Below are 17,090 nucleotides of genomic sequence, written 5' to 3'. Positions count from 1 at the left end.
CGCGCATCCACGTTATGCAGACCTGCCGCCCGCGAACTGCCCGGCATTGCGCCGGGCCGGGCGGTGGCCGGGTCTCTCATCAGCGTCTCCGACGGCACCTCCCGGGCCCGGCGACACCACCCCCCAGGTCATTCGTTCGACAGAGGGGACACAGTCATACCGGGCCCGGAGGCCAGCGGCCCCATTGCAGGACCGCGAAAAACATAACGGGGGCGGCCGCCGATGCCGGGATCAGTGCTCCTCTCTTGGCCGCCCGTGATGCGTCGCCCGCTGAATTCGCTGCTACGTCCCGCGCCGCGACGGGCTTCGTCTACGCTCCGGCGGTTGCGGGGCAGCGCAGAGGCTATCCCGGATGATATCGATCTGGACTCCCTCGCCTCATTTGTCGCTTCGGTTCGACATGCCGCACCGAAGATTCCGGTCCTCGCCGGCATTGGAGTCTCTGCCACGGAATTGGCCGCTCGCGTTGTGCGGCGGTCGGGCGTGTCCAGGGTGATGGTCGGCTCCCCCTGGTCCGCGCGCTGGCCTACGACGGTCTGAGCCGAGCAGCGGCTCTCGCCAAGGAGTGCGCTGCCTCCGTAACTCCGATCGTGACAGCGGTCCAGCGGTGCGGCAGCAAGAGGACGCGCCCGATGCCACCGATGAAAGCGTCGAAGATCGCCTACAAGCCGGTCGGTCTCGCCCTGGGCGCTCTCAGCGGCATAGTCGCCGGCGGACGCAACATGGGGATCGCGGTGAACGTCATCGAGTGCTGGCCTCCTGGCTGCTGCACATCGGCAGCTGTTGGGGGGCGGGAGCGGGTGTGGCTGGCTCCGGTGGGGCGTTGCGGACCTCGGAGGCCTCCGCGGTGTGGGCGTCGGCCTCTTCGAGGCGTCCCAGTTGCCGCAGACGCGTGGCGAGCTCGGTCAGTGCCAGGATGAGACACTCTCGGTACACGGCCGGAGCGGCGTCGGTCCGAGCCAGGCGGCGGTAGATTTCGGCGGCTTCTTCGGCCGACGGCAGCGCCTCGGCCACGCGTCCTGTCGCAGCGATGCAGTGTCCGAGGGTGGTCAACGCCCAAGCGAGGCCGGACAGTCTCGCGACGGGGTCGGCCTTCGCCAGTGGGCGGTAGAGGGCGACGGCTTCCGCGGCCGGGGCTACCGCGTCCGCAGGTCGTCCCGCGTCTGCAAGCGCCTTGCTGAGGTTCGCCAGCGCATCGGCCAGGTTGAGCGTGTAGCGGCCGGGGTTGGCCTCAGCCAGCTGCCGGTACAGACACACCCCCTCACCGAGCCGGTCGGCGGACAGAATCCCGTGGCTGTAGATCAGCGTGTACGCGAGGTCGGGCAGGTAAGCGACCGGGTCGGCCTCGGCGAGTTCCCGGTGGAGCGCGATCGCCTCCTCCACCGCTGCTGCGGCCTCGGCGCGGCGCCCGACGTTCCGGAGGCAGTGGCTGAGTGTCGCCAGATTCACTGCGAGATCGGGCAGATGCCGGGCGGCCGAAGCTGTGCGCACCAGGTGTCGGGACAGCTCAGTGGCCTCCTGCGCGGTGACGAGCGCATCGGAATTACGACCCACTTGCATATACCGGTGGGCGAGGCTGGTCAGTGCGAGCGCGAGCTTAGGTGAGTATGCGGCGGCGTTGGCCTCCACCAGCCGACGTCTGATCTGCACTGCCTCCTCGCTGAGGGACACGGCTTCCCGTCGGCGACCGGCCAAGCTGATGATGGAGGAGAGGTTGAATAACGAGGCCGCGAACGGGTGCAGGTAGCTGGCTGGGTCGGCTTCGGCGAACCGCCGGTAGAGCGCGACGGCCTCCTGCGCGGAGGCGAGAGCCTCGTGCGTCCGCTTCAAGTCACAGAGCTGGGCGCTGAGATTGGACAGCGTGAGGGCGAGTTCGGGCAGGTATCTGCCGGGGTCTGCCTCGGCGAGTCGGCGCCGGATCTCCACCGCATCCTGCGCCGGCGCGATGGACTCCTGGTCGAATCCGCTCTCTGCGAGACGTGCCGCCAGATTTGTTAACGAGCGGGCCAGGTCGGACCAACGCTCGGCAGCAGGGTCGGTGGAAGCCAGCTGACGGTTGATCTCCGCAGCCTCCTGGCTGGTGGCCAGGGCCTTCGACTGGTGGCCCAGTTCGGCGAGGACGTTGCCTGCCTGGGTCAGCGCGGAAGCAAGTTGGGGCAGGTGCTCGTCGGGGTTCGCCTCGGCGAGCTGGCGCCTGATTCTCACCGCCTCCTCGATGGGCTCCAGGGCCGATTCGTGGAGGCCGGCGATGGTCATGCGGTAGGCGAGGTCGTGCAGCAGGTCGGCTCGGTGGGCGGGACCGGTGGCGGTGGCGAGCCGGTGGGAGATCAAGCGTTGGGCCAGTGCCGCGGCGCCGAGGTCGAGGTCGACATGGCTTTCGGCGGGCAGCCTTGCGTCGACGGCTTCCAACACCGCGAGGTCGATGTCGTCGAGTTCGGCGAGGCGGGCGATGGCGGCGCTGCCCGCGGTCAGGGCCAGGTCTGGGTGCTGCCGCAAGAGCGGCTGGAGATGCAGGGCGGTCATGTGCGGCCACCGGTGGGCCGCCTCGATCAGGACAGTGACGGCCTGGCGGGTGAACGGCGGGTAGTCGGCACGGTCCACGGTGGTTGTGAGCAGCCGGCCGGGTGCGGTGGCCGCCCAGGGATCGGTCGCGTAGTACCCGAACTGTTCCTCCCTGCCGGGCAGCGTCAGCGCGAGGAAGTCCTCACCGAGCCGGTCGGGGCCTAACGGCTCCAGCATCCGGGCGGGGTCCTCGGGCGGGTAGCAGTAGGCGTGGTCGCGCAGCACACCCGCTGCCGACGCGGTGTCGGCGACGCCGGTACGGGCCAGCGCGGTCGCGGCGTCGGCGGCGTCCAGTGCGCGGGTGAGGGTCGCGACGTACACCGTGCGGCCCATGGTTTGCGCGGTGGCGCGCACCGGGCCGTGTCCGCCATTGTGGGCGGACCTCCAGTGGTCGTGCTCACGGTCCAGCAGGTACGACGAGAGTCCGGCCTGATCGCTGCTAACCGGCGGGGTCCGGCCGCGGGCCGCCGCGTCGACGTCGGCCAGCGCCTTCATGTGCACCGTCAGCGTCAGCGCGTACGTTGGGTCGCTGAAGTCGCTGGGGGGTTCGACGCCTGCCGGTTCCTCGAGCCCGAAGACCTCGGCGAATTGGTCGCGGGCCGCCCGGTACATCTCGAGGCGCCCCTCTGGGGTGTTCGGGACCGGCTGAAGTCTGACCGCGTCAACGTCGTAGATGTCCAGCTTGGACATCTGGTGGGACAGGCCCTGCCACCAGGCGCCAGCAGGGCGTGCGAGTAGCAGGACGCGCAGCCGGTCTCGCGCGGCGTCGCGGTGCTGACGGACTAGGGTGATCAGGTCTTGCAGGGGCCATCGCTCGGCGTAGTCGACGATCAGCACCAGGCCCGGCGCGCGTACGGTCAGGTGCTCGTCGCCACCGCCCGCCGAAGCCGCCTCCGACCGGTGCCGGGCGAGAGCGACGGACCATCCGGCATTCACCGAGCGGGTCGCGAACTCGATGGCGAGGCGCGTCTTGCCCTGGCCGCCCTCGGCATGCACCAGCCGCACCGACAGCCCTGGCGCCTGCTCGTCCCGCCAGGCTTCCAGCAGGTCCAGTTCCGGACGTGGGCGGAACGGCACGATGCGATGCCGGGCCGCCAGCAACCGGCTGGGTACGCGGAGGAGGCTGGGGACCGGGGCCGCTTCCGTCGGGGAGAATGGCTCCACGCGGTAGGGTGGTTCGTTCCGGTAGATGTAGTTGTACTGGTCGCCGTGCTGCACCGCGTTGACGTGGCCGTCGCGGCTGGCTCGGACGTCCTGGGTGAACACGGCCGATTCCCGATGGCGGGAGGCGCCCGGCTCCTCCTCACTCATCCGTTCACCTCACCCGGCCTTCAGCCCTGGCCGTTGACGGTGTCGGTTCCGGGGGGCGAGTCCATGTAGTAGTTGTGCTGGTTGCCGTACTGCACGGCGTTGACGATGCCGTGCTCGCGGGCGATGTTGGTCTGCGCCCAGCTCTGTTGTGCCGCGGGCAGGTCTTGGCGGATCCGGTCGATTACGGCTTTCAACTCGGAAGCGGCCTGCGGGTTCTGCTGGAGGAAGTCCTCGAGCTCGTCTTGCCAACGAGGAAGCTGGCGTCCGCGTTCGCCATCGATATCGTCGGCCCTTTCCACCCGGCTGGCGCTCCGGTCTAACTGGCCCTCGACTGCACGCTGCTGTGCTGGCACATAACGGCGGTAGAGCGCGACCGTCGCGTTGCGCGCCGTCTCCCAGGCACCCGTCGCCATCGCGGCGACGATGGTGGTGGCGCCGGTCATCGCCAGCGCGGCGACTTCTTGCTCCACACGGAACTCCTCTGCTCAGCGCGGCTGAACGCGTCAGCCAGCGGTCTCGTCTGATGCACACGCAGCTTATGCCCCCGCGTTCTGCGGGCTGGCCACTCCACGTCGTGCCCTCCATGATGCACGTGACCACCCCAACAGGGGGTGAAACCAGGCACGTTACAGACGGCGGCGTGCGCCCCCGCAGCTACGGATAGAAGTCTTCGGCGCCGACGTGATCACACGCATCGTCTCAGTGGCGACCTTCGTGGGAACGCTCGGCAAGCTCGGCTTCGAGATCGCCGATCCGGGCCTCCGCGTGTCGGAGGTTGGCGCGGCAGCCTTCGAGACGTTCCTGAAGAGCCCGGTGCTCTTGTGCCAGCTGGCGGATACGGCGCTTCAGGGTGGCGTTTTCGATGACCACGGCCTGGACCGATTCACCGCTGCTGGTGGCCGTCTCCGTGTCGCGGAGCTGGCCCATGATCTCTCCGATGCGGGCGCGTTGGGACCGGATCTCCTTGTGCGCCGGGTCAGGCCCTCCTCAGCGTTGAGGGCGCGTTCGCGCCAGGTCGCCTCAATGCGGTCGTGATCGTCAGCGCTGCATTGCGCGCGTCGCGCGTGGGTGGCGGCCACCGCGTTCTGGCAGAGGGCGCGGGCCTCGGGGTTCTCGTAGAGAAAGGTGCTGGAGACGGCGGCGCGGCGGGCAATGGTCGTGATGGTGAGCTGGCCGCTCTCGCGGCGGAGCTGGGCGATGGCGGTCTGCACGTCGGCGAGCTTGCGCTCGGTCTGTCGGCGCCGCGCTGCGATGGCGGCAGCGGGTGCTGTCGGGGAAGTCATGGGCTTCGTTCAGTCGGTCTGGGAGCTGAGGTCGTCGAGCTCGGTGGCGGACTCGTCCTGCTGGTGGACGAGTTCACCGGCCCGGAAGGCGGCGGACCAGACACGGCCGTAGTAGTCCTGGGGACGCCGCAGGTCGAGGCTGAGGGCCTCTTCGAGCAGGCCCACTGCGGCCAGGGCGCGCTCCAGCCCGTCGATCGCGCGGGCGGTGGGGTCGAAGTATTTGTGCAGGTAGTCCCGGGTGGCCGGGTCGGGGGCGCCCTCGGCGAGCATGCGCCAGTGCTCGCGTTTGCGGTGCCAGTAGACGAGGTCGGCGCCCGTCATGACGAACTTGTCGCAGTTGTGGCAGTCGAGGTTCCAGGGGCAGGCGCCTCCGTCGACGACAGGCTGGAAGGTGCAGAAGCCTCCTTCCGCCGGCGTCGAGCGGTGGGTGAGGTCGACGAGCATGGCCTCGGCTTCCTGGCGGGTCTAGGAGCTGTCCGGCGGATCATGTGACTTTCTGACTGGCTGCTCGTTGGATCGAGCATGGGTCGGGGGGATCTGACGAATCGCGAGTGGTCGCTGCTCGAGCCGCATCTGCCGTCCGCGGGCGGTCGGGGAGGCCGGTGGAGCGACCATCGCACAGTGATCAACGGGATCCTGTTCCGGGTTCGGACCGGTGTCCCGTGGCGTGACCTGCCGGAACGCTATGGGTCCTGGAAGACGGTCTATGAACGGCATCGCCGCTGGTCGGCGGACGGCACCTGGGACCGGATCCTGCAAGCGGTCCAGGCCGACGCCGACCTTGCGGGGCGGATCGACTGGTCGATGGTCGGAGTGGACTCGACGTCCTGCCGGGCTCACCAGCACGCGGCCGGCGCCCGCAAGGCCAGGCCGCGGGTTCCGAAAAAAGGACGACGCCCCGGCACCACCGCCCCGATGAGGGACTCGGACGGTCCCGGGGCGGTCTGACCTGCAAGATCCACCTCGCCGGCGAGGGCGGATGCCGTCCCATGGCCCTGCTGCTCACGCCGGGTCAATGGGGCGATGCCCCGCAGATGATCGAGGTCCTGGACCGGATCCGAGTCACCCGGCCGCTGGGCGGACGGCCCCGGACCCGGCCCGCTCACGTCAGCGGCGACAAGGCTTACAGTTCCCAGCGCAACCGCCGCTACCTGCGAAGACGCAGGATCAAACACACGATTCCCGAGCCGAGGGACCAGCGGGCCAACCGTCGGCGCAGAGGCAGCACGGGCGGCAGACCCGTCGGGTTCGACCGCGAGCGCTACCGGCGTCGCAACGAGGTCGAGCGGACCATCAACCGGCTCAAGCACTTCCGCGCTGTCGCCACCCGTTACGAGAAACGGGCCTACGTCTTCCACGGCACGGTCACCGCAGCAGCGATCCGCTTATGGCTCCGCCCATGATCCGCCGGACAGCTCCTAGGTCGGCCAGGGAGTTGATCTCCTGTCTCTGGCACTCGGTTACCAGCCGCTGCACCACACTGATCGGCCAGTGTGCCCCTTCAGCAGGGCCCTGGGCATGCCGGTGCAGCACCCACTTGACCTCGGCCCGGGCCAGCGGCCGCAGCCCCCGCAGGGACAGCACCCCGTCCGTGCGCCCGGCCGGCGTCGCCTTTGCGCACCAGCCGCGGAAGGCAGCTTGGTCGACGTAGTTCACCGTGAACGTCGCGGGCGCGCCTCGGCGGGGGCGCTGGTGGATCGCTTTCGCGTTTCCCGGCCGGCCCTCCCGGGTGTAGCGCAACAAGTGGTACGGACACAGGCCGATGTAGTGGCCCGCTCCCTCCGGGCACGAGGGCACCAGGCACTCATCGAGACGAGGAAGCGGCTCCTGCCGGGCAGCCCAGAGTTCGTAGTCGTCCGGCCTGCCGTTCCGGCGCTGAAACGCGCTCCACTTCACCAGAGCAGCGGAGTGCAGGAAGCACAGCGAGTTGCCGCTATAGGCCGGCACCTCCGGGCAGAACACGCAGTTGCCGAGGTGGCGTCCACCGCGGGGCTTGAGCGGCACGGCATCCTTCAGGAAGGCGACGATGTCGCGGCCCTCCCGCTGGAACTGGCTCCACTGCGCGGCGTGGCCGCAGCAGTAGTCTCGCCAAGTATCCCGGCTGCGCTCGCAGCCCGGGACCCCGCACCGCCAGCCGTACACAGGGTAATCACGCGGGACCCGGATGACGTCAGGCCGCAGCACCGGGTCGAAGGACGGCCCGGCGATCAGGGCCTGGAGAAGCTCCAGCCGATCGGACGTGGTGCGAGTCCCGGCGGTCGAGTCCGTTGCAAGGGCCAGGGCCGGGGCGCTCACTCCTCCTCACCCCAGACGGTCTGCAAGGCGGCGGAGAACTCCGGGGAGTGGAGGTCGGGATGCCCGTAGACCTCGTCCACCATGCGTGCCGAGGCCCAGTTACCGACCTCCTTGGCCACCATCGGGTCTTTGGACACGTCCAGCACGTCGTTGGTCAGCTGGTGCCGGAACGCCTGGGGCTTGATGCGGCCCGGCAGCCCCGCACGACGTCTGGCCCGGCGCAGCACCCCACGCGCTGCGTCGGCGGACCACGGCTCGCCGCGCCGGGGCCCATTCAGCTGGATCAGCAGTATGCCGTGCCCGGCCGCGACACTGTACTCCGTCGTCATGTAGGTGAAGTAGCGGCTGATCATCGCCGGGCTTACCCGGTAGATCTCACCGCCGGTGATCACTCCGTCGACCATTCGCCAGTCCGGCTTGATTTTGGCCGCCGCACGGTTCTGGTTGCCCGCCCGGTGGCAGACGTGCACGTGCGGGTCCCGGCACTCTCCGCAGGCCGCGTCTCGCCGCAGGTGCAGGTCGACCAGGTGCAGGCCGGTCAGACCGCCGATGCGCATGGCGGTGTCCGACAGCCACTGCACGACCATGGCGTCTCGCGCTGTGTTCACGCACTCCAGCAGGCTCGGCCTGGCGCCGTCCGGCAGCATCTTCGGGTGCCGCCGGGTCGGCCGACCGGTCGGCGCGAGCGGGTTGGCGGGCATCGACGTTGCCACATGACCCAGGAAGGCCCGGCGGCGGTCCGCCTTCGTCGGCAGGCGCTCCACCGCCAGCGCCGACCGCAGCTCAGCGTTCACGCCGCTGCTTGTGCAGACATGCAGGTAGAAGCCCTTCAGGCAGGCCGCGGCAACCTTCAGTGCCGACGCACCGTACGGACGCTTTGGTGGCAGGCGCCAGGGCTGCCCCCACGGCATCGGCACTTGCGCCCCGACAGCCCCCATGTAGCGCAGCAGATCCCTCAACGCCGCCTTATCTGCCGTCAGCTTCTCCCGGCGACACCACCGCAGATGGTCCACCAGGGAGTACGCGTACGTCTTCTGCGTTCCCGACCCCTCATACACCCGGAGGAAGTCATCAGCCTCATCATGGATGGACCCGTCAGCACACACGATCGTGTACGACCGGCCCCCACTGGCACGCGTCAGAACCTGTACGCGCAGGTCCCCAACGACCAAACCGGGTCGCGTCATGCTCCGCCCACCCCAAGTTCCCGCCGACACGGTCCCGGACACCGGACCCCGGAGCGAGCAGAGCAGGAAAGCCCAGCTGTCCGGTGGCGTTGGCACGCTACGGCTCATGACTCCTTTGAGTACGTGCCGGACACTACGAGCCCGGCCGGTTAACCCGCCCGGGTCAGCTCATGAGACGACCCAGACGGGTGACGCGGAGGCGCCTGGGCAGGTCGGTAAATTTCGCGACGGCACGGTCGTGGGCAACACCTACCTCGCCGCGCCGACTCCAGGCACACACCTTCGGCTCCGAATCGACTTCACCCGCACCATCTACGCGGACACTTACGGCGGCCTACGCCTCGCGGTCGTCCACCCGGACCGCGGCGAGATCGATGCGGTCACCCTCAGCTTCCTGGACCACGGCACCTTCCACCGCCGCGACGTTGCCAGCAACAGGCCCCTGAACAGCTCCGATCACGGCACCTTCAGCAAGTACCACCGCCCCGGTCAACCACCCTGGGAAGGAGCTGAGTTCACCGGGGTCCGCGACGCCATCGAGCGATACACCGCTGTCTGGTTCCCGGGCGCGTGGGCGGCGTCCGCGCCGGGCTGGGCTGCCAACAGGAGCACACACACGGTTCCCGCTCTGCCGGCCGCGCGCGGCGGCGCCCGCACTCGCTGAGCCACGTCCTTCCCTGGCAGCCCGTCCTTCCCGCAGGAGCCCCGCCCGTGCTCACCCATCCCCTTGAGAACCTTGACGCGGCCCAGAGCGTGCAGGTCCTGCCTCGCCACCTCGCCGGTCCCGGCGCCGTCGACCCCCGCGCCGTGTGGGCCTTCGCCTTCGAGGACGGCTGGCCGTTCGCCCAGACCGAAGAAGGCACGGCCGCCGCATTCAGCCCGTGCCTACGCCTGCAAACCACCTTCGACCCCCAGCCCGACAAGCCCGGCAAGGGCACATGGACCATCAACGCCCACCGGGCCCCGTTCACCCCGCCCGGCTGGCGGATCACCTTCGACGCCACCACCCCCGCCGAAGTGCTGCACGACGTCCACAGCGAGCTGCTCGACCTCTATCTCGACGACAGGTACAGCGACCAGGACCGGCTGTTCCAGGACGAGACGGCACCGTACGAGGCGTACGCGCCGCTGCTCACCCGCGGCTGGAGCCATGCCGTCCAGACCGACGGCACCCAGACCTTCCTCACCCCTGAGGGACTCGGCGGCGTACGCCACCGCTACGCCACCAGCGATTCCAGCGAACTGGCCTGGCGGGCCTGGGGCGGCTATCCCAGCGAGCCGCACTGGACGGCGCGCTTCTCGTTCGGCACGCCCACCACGCTCGTCGCGGCCTTCACCGCCTCACTCATCTCCACCGAGCCACTGCCCCGCACCCTCCAGGACGTCCCCACCCAGACCCGCCGCGCCCTCTACCTCGCCACTCCGACAGGCAAGCAACAGCACGGCAACCCACCCGTCACCCCGCCACCTCCGGCCCCGACCCCCGGCCGTACCCGATGACCTTCCTCGTCCCCTGCCCCAAGGAGTCCCCTTCCTCGTGCACGCACGCATCGTTCGATCCGCTGCTGCCGTCGCCGTCACGGTGGCCGGCACCCTGGCCTGGGCGCCAGCGCCGAGCCCCCGCACCGACCCCCTCGGCCTCCGCCGCTCCAGCCGAGACTCCTGCCCAGGACGCGGGCAGCGTCGAGATCACCACGAAGGACACGGCGGGAGACGCCCTGCCCGGCGCCGCGTTCCTGCTGCTCGACTCCACCGGCCAGGAAGCCGGACGCCGCCGGAGCGATGCCCAGGGGAAGCTGACCTTCCTGACCTCGCGCCGGGCATCTACCGGCTCAAGCAGACGGGGTCCGGCAGCCCGCTCTACGACGTCGTCGCTGACCAAGACGTCATCGTCACCCCGGGCAACGCCACCCGGCTGACGATCACCGACCCGTTCAAGGCCGCCCAGGTCCTCCTGCAGGCCAAGGACGACAAGACCGGCAAGCTCCTGCCCGGCGCGACCGTGAACATCGGCACCGGCACCTCCACGCTGCTCACCCTGACCACGGGCGCCACGGACACGGCCTCCGGTGACCTGCCCGTGTCCAGTCGCAGCACGAAGTTCTGGGTCAAGAAGATCAAGGCCCCCGCTGGTTACGACCCCTACAAGCCGATCAAGACGTTCACCGCAGGCCCCGGCGCCCCTGTCACCGTGACCGTCACGAACCCGGATCGAGCGGCATTGGGAGGACATCCTGCGGATCGTCGGCTCCATCCACACCGGAGCCGTCCGCGCGTACGACGTGATCCGGATGCTCTCCCGTGAAGGTCGCCCCACACCGCTCGGAGATGCGATCGCCCACTACGGGCGGATCGCGAAGACGCTGCACATCCTGCGCTTGGCCGACGAGCCCGGCTACCGGCGGCAGATCAAGGTGCAGGCCAATCTCCAGGAGGGTCCGCACGCACTTGCGAGGAAGGTCTTCCACGGCCGGGCCGGGCAGCTCTACCAGCGCTACCAGGACGGCTTGGAGGACCAAATCGGCGCGCTCGGCCTCGTGCTGAACGCCTTGGTGCTGTTCAACAGGCGGTACATGGACGCCGCCGTCAACCAGCTGCGTGCGGACGGCTTCGATGTCCGCGACGAAGATGTCGCGCGCCTTCTCGCCGTTCGTGCGGCACCACATCAACATGCACGGCCGGCATTCCTTCCAGCCCCCCCACCTGCCCGGCGGCCTGCGGCCGCTCCGCGACCCGTGCTCCGGCAGCGGGGAATGACGAGCTGCGCTCTGTCCCGGCCGCGGCGCGTCTTAACGTCATGCAGATCGGGGGCTGGTGCGTCCGCGGCTGCCGTCGAGCCCGGAAGCTCGCTCTGGGCCCCGTGCCTGCGAACCGTCGCAGGCATGGACCGACGATTTTGTCGATCCCTCCTGGGAGCGACGGTGCTTTGGGCCGAGCTGCTCTGCGGTTGGCCGTCGCGTTCCTCGGTCCCGCAAGGGCTGCGGGAAACTAAACATCGACTTACGGGCTTATTTGCTTATAGAACAGAAATTCACCTCTTTGCCTGCTTCTTCCGCCGTCCATGATGGCAGTGACGTCAGCAGCAACGAAGGGGGTTCCATGGCTGATTGGGTGAAGGTCGCGGGCGGCCTCGCGGCGATCTCGGCAGGGTCCAGGACGACGGTATGGGGGGTGAACGCGGCGAGCGCCGTCTACCGGTACACCAACTTCGACGGCAATCCCTGGATCAACATCCCCGGGGGCCTGAGCGACATCGGCGCCGCGGCGGACGGCACAGTGTGGGGGGTCAACAGCAGCAATCAGATCTACCGGTACCACGGGGACCAGGACGGCGTGAACCCGTGGAAGGGTATCCCCGGCAGCCTGGTCCGCATCGACGCGGGCTCCCGCACGAGCGTATGGGGGGTGGACTCCGCCGGCGCCATCTACCGGTACACCAACTTCGACGCCAACCCCTGGGTGAAGGTCCCCGGAGGGCTGAGCGACATCGGCGCCGGCGCGGACGGCACGGTCTGGGGCGTCAACAGCGGCAACCAGGTCTACCGGTACACCGGGGACCAGGACGCCTCGAACCCGTGGGTGGGCGTCCCAGGCAGCCTCAAGCGCATCGCTGTGGGCTCCAGGACGAACGTGTGGGGCGTCGACCCCGCCGGCAGCATCTACCGGTACACCAACAACGATGCCAGCGGCACCAACCCCTGGATCAAGATCCCCGGCACCGCCACCGACATCGCCGCCGGCGCCGACGGCAACGCATGGCACATCAACAGCGCCGGCGACATCTACCGCTACACCGGCGACCAGCCCAGCTGACCCCCGCCCCGATGGACCGTGCGGGCCCCCTGCCGAAACACGGCCGGGGGCCCGCACCGGCGTCCGGCCCATTCCCCGCCCGACCGGCGTCCGCAGCCCTCCAGCCGGCGATAGCACCACAGCTGTTGCGCCAGTTAGAGTTCGACCACCAGTGGCTGAGCTGCACAAACCCGGAGGTGGTCACCGGCATCTCTGCCGCCCGGTGGTGCGCTGGTTCGGGGTGTACCGCCGGCCGCCGCCGTATACCGTCTCCCTGTCCGGCCCGTCACCTACCTTCCGCCGTGGTGACGGGCCGGCCGGCTGCTCAGCGGGCGAAGGTGACGGTGATGGGCCGGTCGGGGCAGTCGGCGAGACGCGTGGCGAGCGCGTTGTGTTCGGCGGGGTCGACGCGGAGCTGGTAGCGGGTCTTGTCGGCGACCCAATTGGTGACGTACTCGCACCAGTACGGGGTGTACGGGGGCAGCCATTCGGTGGGGTCCTTGTCAGCCTTGGACCGGTTGGAGGCCGCGGAGACGGCGATCAGGGCCCGGGAGTCGTCGAGATCGTTGGCGTAGGCTTCGCGTTCCTTCGCCGTCCAGGCGGAGGCGCCGGAGTCCCAGGCTTCGGCGAGCGGGACCAGGTGGTCGACGTCCAGCTGGCTCGCGCTGTCGAGGTAGCGGTCGTCGTACGGCGAGTACCAGCTCCCCCCGGTCAGCGCGCACTTGGGTCCGATCTCGGGAGCGGTGACCGCTTCCTCGAGGAGGACCTCGGCGCGAGTGTTGCAGCCGTCCTTGTCGGCGTCGGTCCAGTGCTTGAACTTGTCCCGGGTGTAGCCGGTGCGGTCTTCGTCGGCCACGGTGAGTTGGGCGAGGGCGTCGCGGACCGGGAGGGTGGCGGTCTCGCCGGGCGCGTGCCGGGCGGGCAGGTTCCCGGCGGCCGCGGGGGCGGCGTGGGCGGTGGTGGGGGTGAGCAGGGCGAGGGGCGCGAACAGGGCGGCGAGCAGGGTGCGTCGGGTACGGGCGAGGCGCACAGCCGGGTCTCCGTTTCGAAGATCACGAACAGGGTTGTGATCTTCGTAGCCCTTGGGGCGGCGCCGCACGTGGCGATTGGCCTCGGTTTCACTCCCTGGGCGAACTAGTCACACCGCCGGATCGCCGCCCGTGGGGTGTTCATGGAGAGCATGCCGGTCCATGGAGGATTACCAGGAGGGCGTAGCGGGGGCGAGGGGCGTGCGGGAGTGTCCTGGAGGCGGGTGTGCACGCTGGGGGAGGAAGTGCCGTTGGCCTATGCTCCGACCAGCCACAGTCACTACCAATAGTAGTAGTGAAGTTTCTGTACGTAATCGGAATGCTGGGTTGTGTCCTCGCGGTCGGGTCTGTGACCGCCGCTCGCCTTCTGGAGAGGAAACTCGCGCCATGCTCCGTGCTGTCCGCTCCCGTACGCGTGTCCTGGCCGCTGCCGTCGCCTGCGCCGCACTGTCCGCGGGTGCGGCCCTCACCGCACCCACCGTCGCAACCGCCGCCCCGAACGTGACCATCTCGTGCTCGGCCTCCGGTCGGACCCACTTCACCCCCGGTGTGCAGCTCTGGCCGCGCCAGCAGCACGTCTCCTACCAAGGCCGGGACGGCCGTTGCAATGACAACACCGACATCGGTATCAGCAGCGCGTGCATCACGGCTGACTTCGACGGTGTCACCCTGGGCTGCCTGTCCGGCGGCGGCACGGGCAGCGGCACCGGCACGATCGAGTGGACCACCGTGGACGGCTACCGGCTGCGCAGCACCTTCAATCTGACCATCGACAAGACCGTCCTCAATGACGCGAACGTGACCGGCTAGTGCTCTGACCGGGAAGGTTCACCGGGTCCGTTGATCCGCATGTGGTTCGCCTACCATCGCGTTCATGTCCGGACCCGAGCACGTCCTTGAGTGGTTGCAGAGCTGGTATTCCTCACAGTGCGATGGCGACTGGGAACACGAATGGGGCGTGAAGGTCGAGACGACTGACAACCCTGGGTGGTTCGTCAAGATCAATCTTGAGGAGACAGCGTTGGCTGACCGGGAGCATCCCCGCCACCAGGTCACTCGAGGCGAGCACGACTGGGTTATGGCGTGGACGTCTGAGCAGACGTTTCACGTCGCCTGTGGGCCCGGCAATCTGGCCGAGGCGCTCTCGCTGTTCCGGATCTGGGCGTCCGAGGACGTCGCGGAATAGCTCTGCTCGGGGCTCCTCACGCCGCGAGCGCGGGTCTGCCGCCCCAGCGAATGCCCTTCTCGCTGCGTATGCGAGCGCGTTCCTTCTGCTGGGCATCAAGGACGTCCGGGTGACGTGCATTCTGATTGCGCCAGCGCAGGTAAGCGTGCATCGCCCTGGTCTGGACGGTGTGGTTGGGGTGGTTGGAGTTGGCGACGGTGAACTGCCGAAACGGCCCGAAGTGGGCCTCGATCGGGTTGGCCCAGGACGCGTAGGTCGGGGTGAAGCACAGCTCGACCCGGTTCTTCCTCACCCAGCGCCGGATCGTCTCACCCTTGTGGGCGGACAGGTTGTCCAGGATGACGTAGATCGGGGCGCCGTCCGGGCGGGCCGCACGGATCGACCTCAGTGCGGCCAGGGTGTTCGCCGCGCCCTTCTTGCGACGGTTGACGCCCCAAAGCGTGTCGTCGCCGATTGAGTAGCAGCCGTGGAAGTAGCGGACGCCGTGGGTGCGGTGGTAGGTCGCGGGGTGTCGCTCGGGGTGACCGGCAGGGGCCCAGCACGACCCGCCGGTGGGGCGGATACCGAGCGGGCCGAACTCGTCGAACGAGAAGACCCGGTCTGGAAAGCGTTCCAGCACCTCCTCGATGCGGTCGAGCTTGGCGTCGCGCTCGGGATCGGGCGACTCCTTCCACGTCTTGGTGCGCTGGAAGGTGATGCCGCGGCGGGTGGCGAGTTTGCGGACCGACCAGCGGTGAAGGGTTGGCCGAGCTTGGTCGGGCGGGTGGTGGCCGTCTGGATGACGAAGTCCTCGTCGTCAGGGCTGAGCGGGCGGGGACGGCCTCCCGCCCACTGAGACATCTCACGATGCCAAGTCGTCAAGCTGCTGCGGCCAGTTGGGAGGGGAACGCGACGTTTTCGTCGAACAGTTCGCCGGTCTGGAGGCAGTGGTAGAGCTGCCCGATCATTCGGTTGAACAGGTGCCGCTGGGCGGCTGCGTGCCAGTCTCCCTGCTCGCGTCGGCGACGGTAGTGGGCGTCGGCTCCGGGTGAGGACCGCAGGGCGGAGAAGGCCCACAGGTAGCCGGCGTGGTTGAGCCGGTCATTCTTGATCATGCGGCGTCCGACGTGGTGTTTCTTCCCGGATGCGCGGGTGACGGGGGCGGATCCCGCGTATGCCTTCATGCCGCGGGCGTCGGCGAATCGCTGACGGTCGTCTCCGATCTCGGCGAGTACTCGGGCACCGAGCTGAACCCCGAGACCGGGGAAGCTCAAGATCACGTCAGCGTCCGGGTGTTGGAGAAGAGACGCCTCGACCGCCTCGGTGAGTTCGTCAGCCGCGAGGCAGGCGGCTTCGAGCTGCCGCAGAAGGGCGAGGGCCTGCTTGCCGAGTGCGTCCTCGACCAGCCATGGCTGACTCGCGTAGTCACCCCGGAAGATCTCGCGGAGCCGCTCAGCCTCTGCTTCGATGCCACGGCTACGACCGGCACGCTTGAGGGCGGAGCGGAGCTGTGCGCGGGTGAGCCGCGCGGCCTGGGCCGGCGTCGGGGCCACCTTGAGTAGTTCGCGGGCTTCGGGACGGCACAGGCCGTTCTGCCATCCGGCGAAGGCATCCAGGGCAGCGGGGTAGTACTCGCGCAGCAGGGAGCGGAGCTGGTTGGCGATCTGCTGCCGGTTCCAGGTGGCGTCTTGCTGAGCACGGGCCAGGACAGCGATAGCGCGGGCCAGATCGGTGTCGTCCGGCAGCGGGCGGTGCATGGGCATGTCGGTACGCAGGATGTTCGCCAGGACCAGGGCGTCGCCTGGATCTGACTTTTTGCGTGAGACGCCGTGCCGGTCACGGTATCGGGCGGCGGCCATCGGGTTGACCGCGAAGACCTTCCGCTTGCCCTGCCTCAAGGCAGCAACCAGGAGTCCACGGCTGGTCTCGATCGCGATGGGGATGGGGGCTTCTTCGGTATCGCCGTACTCGGCAAGCAGGTCCAGCAGTAGCTGGTAGCCGACTGCATCGTCGCTGATGCGACGCTTGGCCAGCAGCTGCCCGGTGTCGTCGATGAGGGCGATGTCGTGATGCTTTTCGGCCCAGTCGATCCCGCAATAGATCAAGTTGTTCCTCCCCTTGGCGCTGGTATCTGCGCTGGTCACGAGCGCATGCGGGCCACGCGGCTCCCTAATTCCAGGACTCTTCGGTCCGACATCTCACAAGCCGTTCGCGACGCCAGCGCGCGCCACGGGCCTCGGTCTTGCCCAGAGCTCGACGGCTCGGGACTGGCAAGAGGTCACCGTGAAGCGGGCTCGCACCACCAACATCAACGAGTGATCCCGCATGGGTGGTAGCGGCCGTGAAGAGCAGAACGTCACCGATCTACCTAGAGGCCTCGCAGGCCGGGGCTCGTATAGGTCGTCCGCCCGGCGTCCACGCGACCGCCACCACCATGAGCACGGGGACCTGGGCCGCTCTCCCGCGA

Annotated in this window: 15 protein-coding genes and 3 pseudogenes; 8 read left to right on the top strand and 10 right to left on the bottom strand. The window is 68.8% G+C overall.

The genetic code is table 11. The features are described from left to right. Positions 1-741 precede the first annotated feature (741 nt). From HEP81_RS07710 to HEP81_RS07695, 5 genes are all read right to left on the bottom strand, one after another. The gene (locus HEP81_RS07710) at positions 742-3,873 is read right to left on the bottom strand and encodes a tetratricopeptide repeat protein (protein ID WP_051850798.1); all 3,132 of its coding nucleotides are present in this window, start codon (positions 3,871-3,873) and stop codon (positions 742-744) included. 20 nt (positions 3,874-3,893) lie between these two features. Continuing rightward, positions 3,894-4,343, bottom strand: coding sequence for a hypothetical protein (locus HEP81_RS07705; protein ID WP_037664537.1), 450 nt, complete (start codon positions 4,341-4,343; stop codon positions 3,894-3,896). A 229-nt stretch (positions 4,344-4,572) separates the two neighbouring features. Then, on the bottom strand, positions 4,573-4,800 hold the full coding sequence (locus tag HEP81_RS41380) for a hypothetical protein (protein ID WP_243279854.1): 228 nt from the start codon (positions 4,798-4,800) through the stop codon (positions 4,573-4,575). Next, positions 4,719-5,156: a DUF6262 family protein gene (locus tag HEP81_RS07700; protein WP_243279319.1), complete on the bottom strand. Its 438-nt coding sequence runs from the start codon at positions 5,154-5,156 to the stop codon at positions 4,719-4,721. Before HEP81_RS07700 ends, HEP81_RS41380 begins: the two co-directional genes overlap by 82 nt. A 9-nt stretch (positions 5,157-5,165) precedes the next feature. After that, entirely contained in the window at positions 5,166-5,600 is a 435-nt protein-coding gene (locus HEP81_RS07695) for a hypothetical protein (protein ID WP_051850797.1), read from the bottom strand. A gap of 78 nt (positions 5,601-5,678) precedes the next feature. Between HEP81_RS07695 and HEP81_RS07690 the strand changes: the two genes are divergently transcribed. Beyond that, a protein-coding gene (locus HEP81_RS07690) for an IS5 family transposase (RefSeq protein WP_190275959.1) occupies positions 5,679-6,559 on the top strand; the annotation gives its coding sequence in 2 pieces (ribosomal slippage) (positions 5,679-6,039 and positions 6,039-6,559; 882 coding nt in all). Here HEP81_RS07690 and HEP81_RS07685 read toward each other — a convergent pair. Then, positions 6,522-7,451, bottom strand: a complete 930-nt coding sequence (locus HEP81_RS07685; protein WP_037664532.1) for a hypothetical protein — start codon at positions 7,449-7,451, stop codon at positions 6,522-6,524. The two genes, HEP81_RS07690 and HEP81_RS07685, sit on opposite strands and share 38 nt — an antisense overlap. Continuing rightward, positions 7,448-8,464: a tyrosine-type recombinase/integrase gene (locus tag HEP81_RS07680; RefSeq protein WP_243279318.1), complete on the bottom strand. Its 1,017-nt coding sequence runs from the start codon at positions 8,462-8,464 to the stop codon at positions 7,448-7,450. Before HEP81_RS07680 ends, HEP81_RS07685 begins: the two co-directional genes overlap by 4 nt. A gap of 412 nt (positions 8,465-8,876) precedes the next feature. Between HEP81_RS07680 and HEP81_RS07675 the strand changes: the two genes are divergently transcribed. From HEP81_RS07675 to HEP81_RS07655, 5 genes and pseudogenes are all read left to right on the top strand, one after another. Further along, positions 8,877-9,302 (top strand): hypothetical protein, encoded by a 426-nt coding sequence (locus HEP81_RS07675; RefSeq protein ID WP_243279317.1) that lies wholly within the window; start codon positions 8,877-8,879, stop codon positions 9,300-9,302. Positions 9,303-9,349: 47 nt separating this feature from the next. Beyond that, complete coding sequence (locus tag HEP81_RS07670) at positions 9,350-10,138, top strand: SPDY domain-containing protein (protein ID WP_037664529.1); 789 nt, start codon at positions 9,350-9,352, stop codon at positions 10,136-10,138. Positions 10,139-10,175: 37 nt separating this feature from the next. Beyond that, positions 10,176-10,856: pseudogene (locus tag HEP81_RS07665) on the top strand (MSCRAMM family protein); the annotation flags it as partial. Continuing rightward, positions 10,846-11,395, top strand: a pseudogene (locus HEP81_RS42610) (Tn3 family transposase); the annotation flags it as partial. The pseudogenes HEP81_RS07665 and HEP81_RS42610, both read left to right, overlap by 11 nt. Before the next feature lie 342 nt (positions 11,396-11,737). Beyond that, a complete protein-coding gene (locus HEP81_RS07655; protein ID WP_037664499.1) occupies positions 11,738-12,451 on the top strand; it encodes a tectonin domain-containing protein in 714 nt (237 codons plus the stop codon). A 304-nt stretch (positions 12,452-12,755) separates the two neighbouring features. Here HEP81_RS07655 and HEP81_RS07650 read toward each other — a convergent pair whose 3' ends face one another. After that, positions 12,756-13,460 (bottom strand): HNH endonuclease family protein, encoded by a 705-nt coding sequence (locus HEP81_RS07650; RefSeq protein WP_190275957.1) that lies wholly within the window; start codon positions 13,458-13,460, stop codon positions 12,756-12,758. Between the two features lie 385 nt (positions 13,461-13,845). On the opposite strand from HEP81_RS07650, the gene HEP81_RS07645 reads away from it, so the two are divergent. Beyond that, positions 13,846-14,268 (top strand): hypothetical protein, encoded by a 423-nt coding sequence (locus HEP81_RS07645; protein WP_037664497.1) that lies wholly within the window; start codon positions 13,846-13,848, stop codon positions 14,266-14,268. A gap of 64 nt (positions 14,269-14,332) precedes the next feature. Further along, positions 14,333-14,644, top strand: coding sequence for an immunity 53 family protein (locus HEP81_RS07640; protein WP_037664495.1), 312 nt, complete (start codon positions 14,333-14,335; stop codon positions 14,642-14,644). A 16-nt stretch (positions 14,645-14,660) separates the two neighbouring features. On the opposite strand, the pseudogene HEP81_RS07635 reads toward HEP81_RS07640, so the two are convergent. Both HEP81_RS07635 and HEP81_RS07630 read right to left on the bottom strand, forming a co-directional pair. Then, positions 14,661-15,478: pseudogene (locus HEP81_RS07635) on the bottom strand (IS630 family transposase); the annotation flags it as partial. A gap of 23 nt (positions 15,479-15,501) precedes the next feature. Next, entirely contained in the window at positions 15,502-16,728 is a 1,227-nt protein-coding gene (locus tag HEP81_RS07630) for an IS110 family RNA-guided transposase (protein WP_037664493.1), read from the bottom strand. Positions 16,729-17,090: the final 362 nt, after the last annotated feature.

Origin of the sequence: Streptomyces griseofuscus (genome assembly GCF_014673495.1) — a bacterium.
GTDB classification, from domain to species: Bacteria; Actinomycetota; Actinomycetes; order Streptomycetales; family Streptomycetaceae; genus Streptomyces; species Streptomyces murinus.
Note: the sequence above shows the minus strand (reverse complement) of the source record. Positions and strands in the feature narration are given on the sequence as shown.

Coding starts and splice junctions, on each gene's coding strand:
- HEP81_RS07710 (WP_051850798.1), bottom strand. CDS start 3,873: ATGAGTGAGGAGGAGCCGGGCGCCTCCCGCCATCGGGAATCGGCCGTG.
- HEP81_RS41380 (WP_243279854.1), bottom strand. CDS start 4,800: ATGGGCCAGCTCCGCGACACGGAGACGGCCACCAGCAGCGGTGAATCG.
- HEP81_RS07700 (WP_243279319.1), bottom strand. CDS start 5,156: ATGACTTCCCCGACAGCACCCGCTGCCGCCATCGCAGCGCGGCGCCGA.
- HEP81_RS07695 (WP_051850797.1), bottom strand. CDS start 5,600: ATGCTCGTCGACCTCACCCACCGCTCGACGCCGGCGGAAGGAGGCTTC.
- HEP81_RS07655 (WP_037664499.1), top strand. CDS start 11,738: ATGGCTGATTGGGTGAAGGTCGCGGGCGGCCTCGCGGCGATCTCGGCA.
- HEP81_RS07645 (WP_037664497.1), top strand. CDS start 13,846: ATGCTCCGTGCTGTCCGCTCCCGTACGCGTGTCCTGGCCGCTGCCGTC.
- HEP81_RS07640 (WP_037664495.1), top strand. CDS start 14,333: ATGTCCGGACCCGAGCACGTCCTTGAGTGGTTGCAGAGCTGGTATTCC.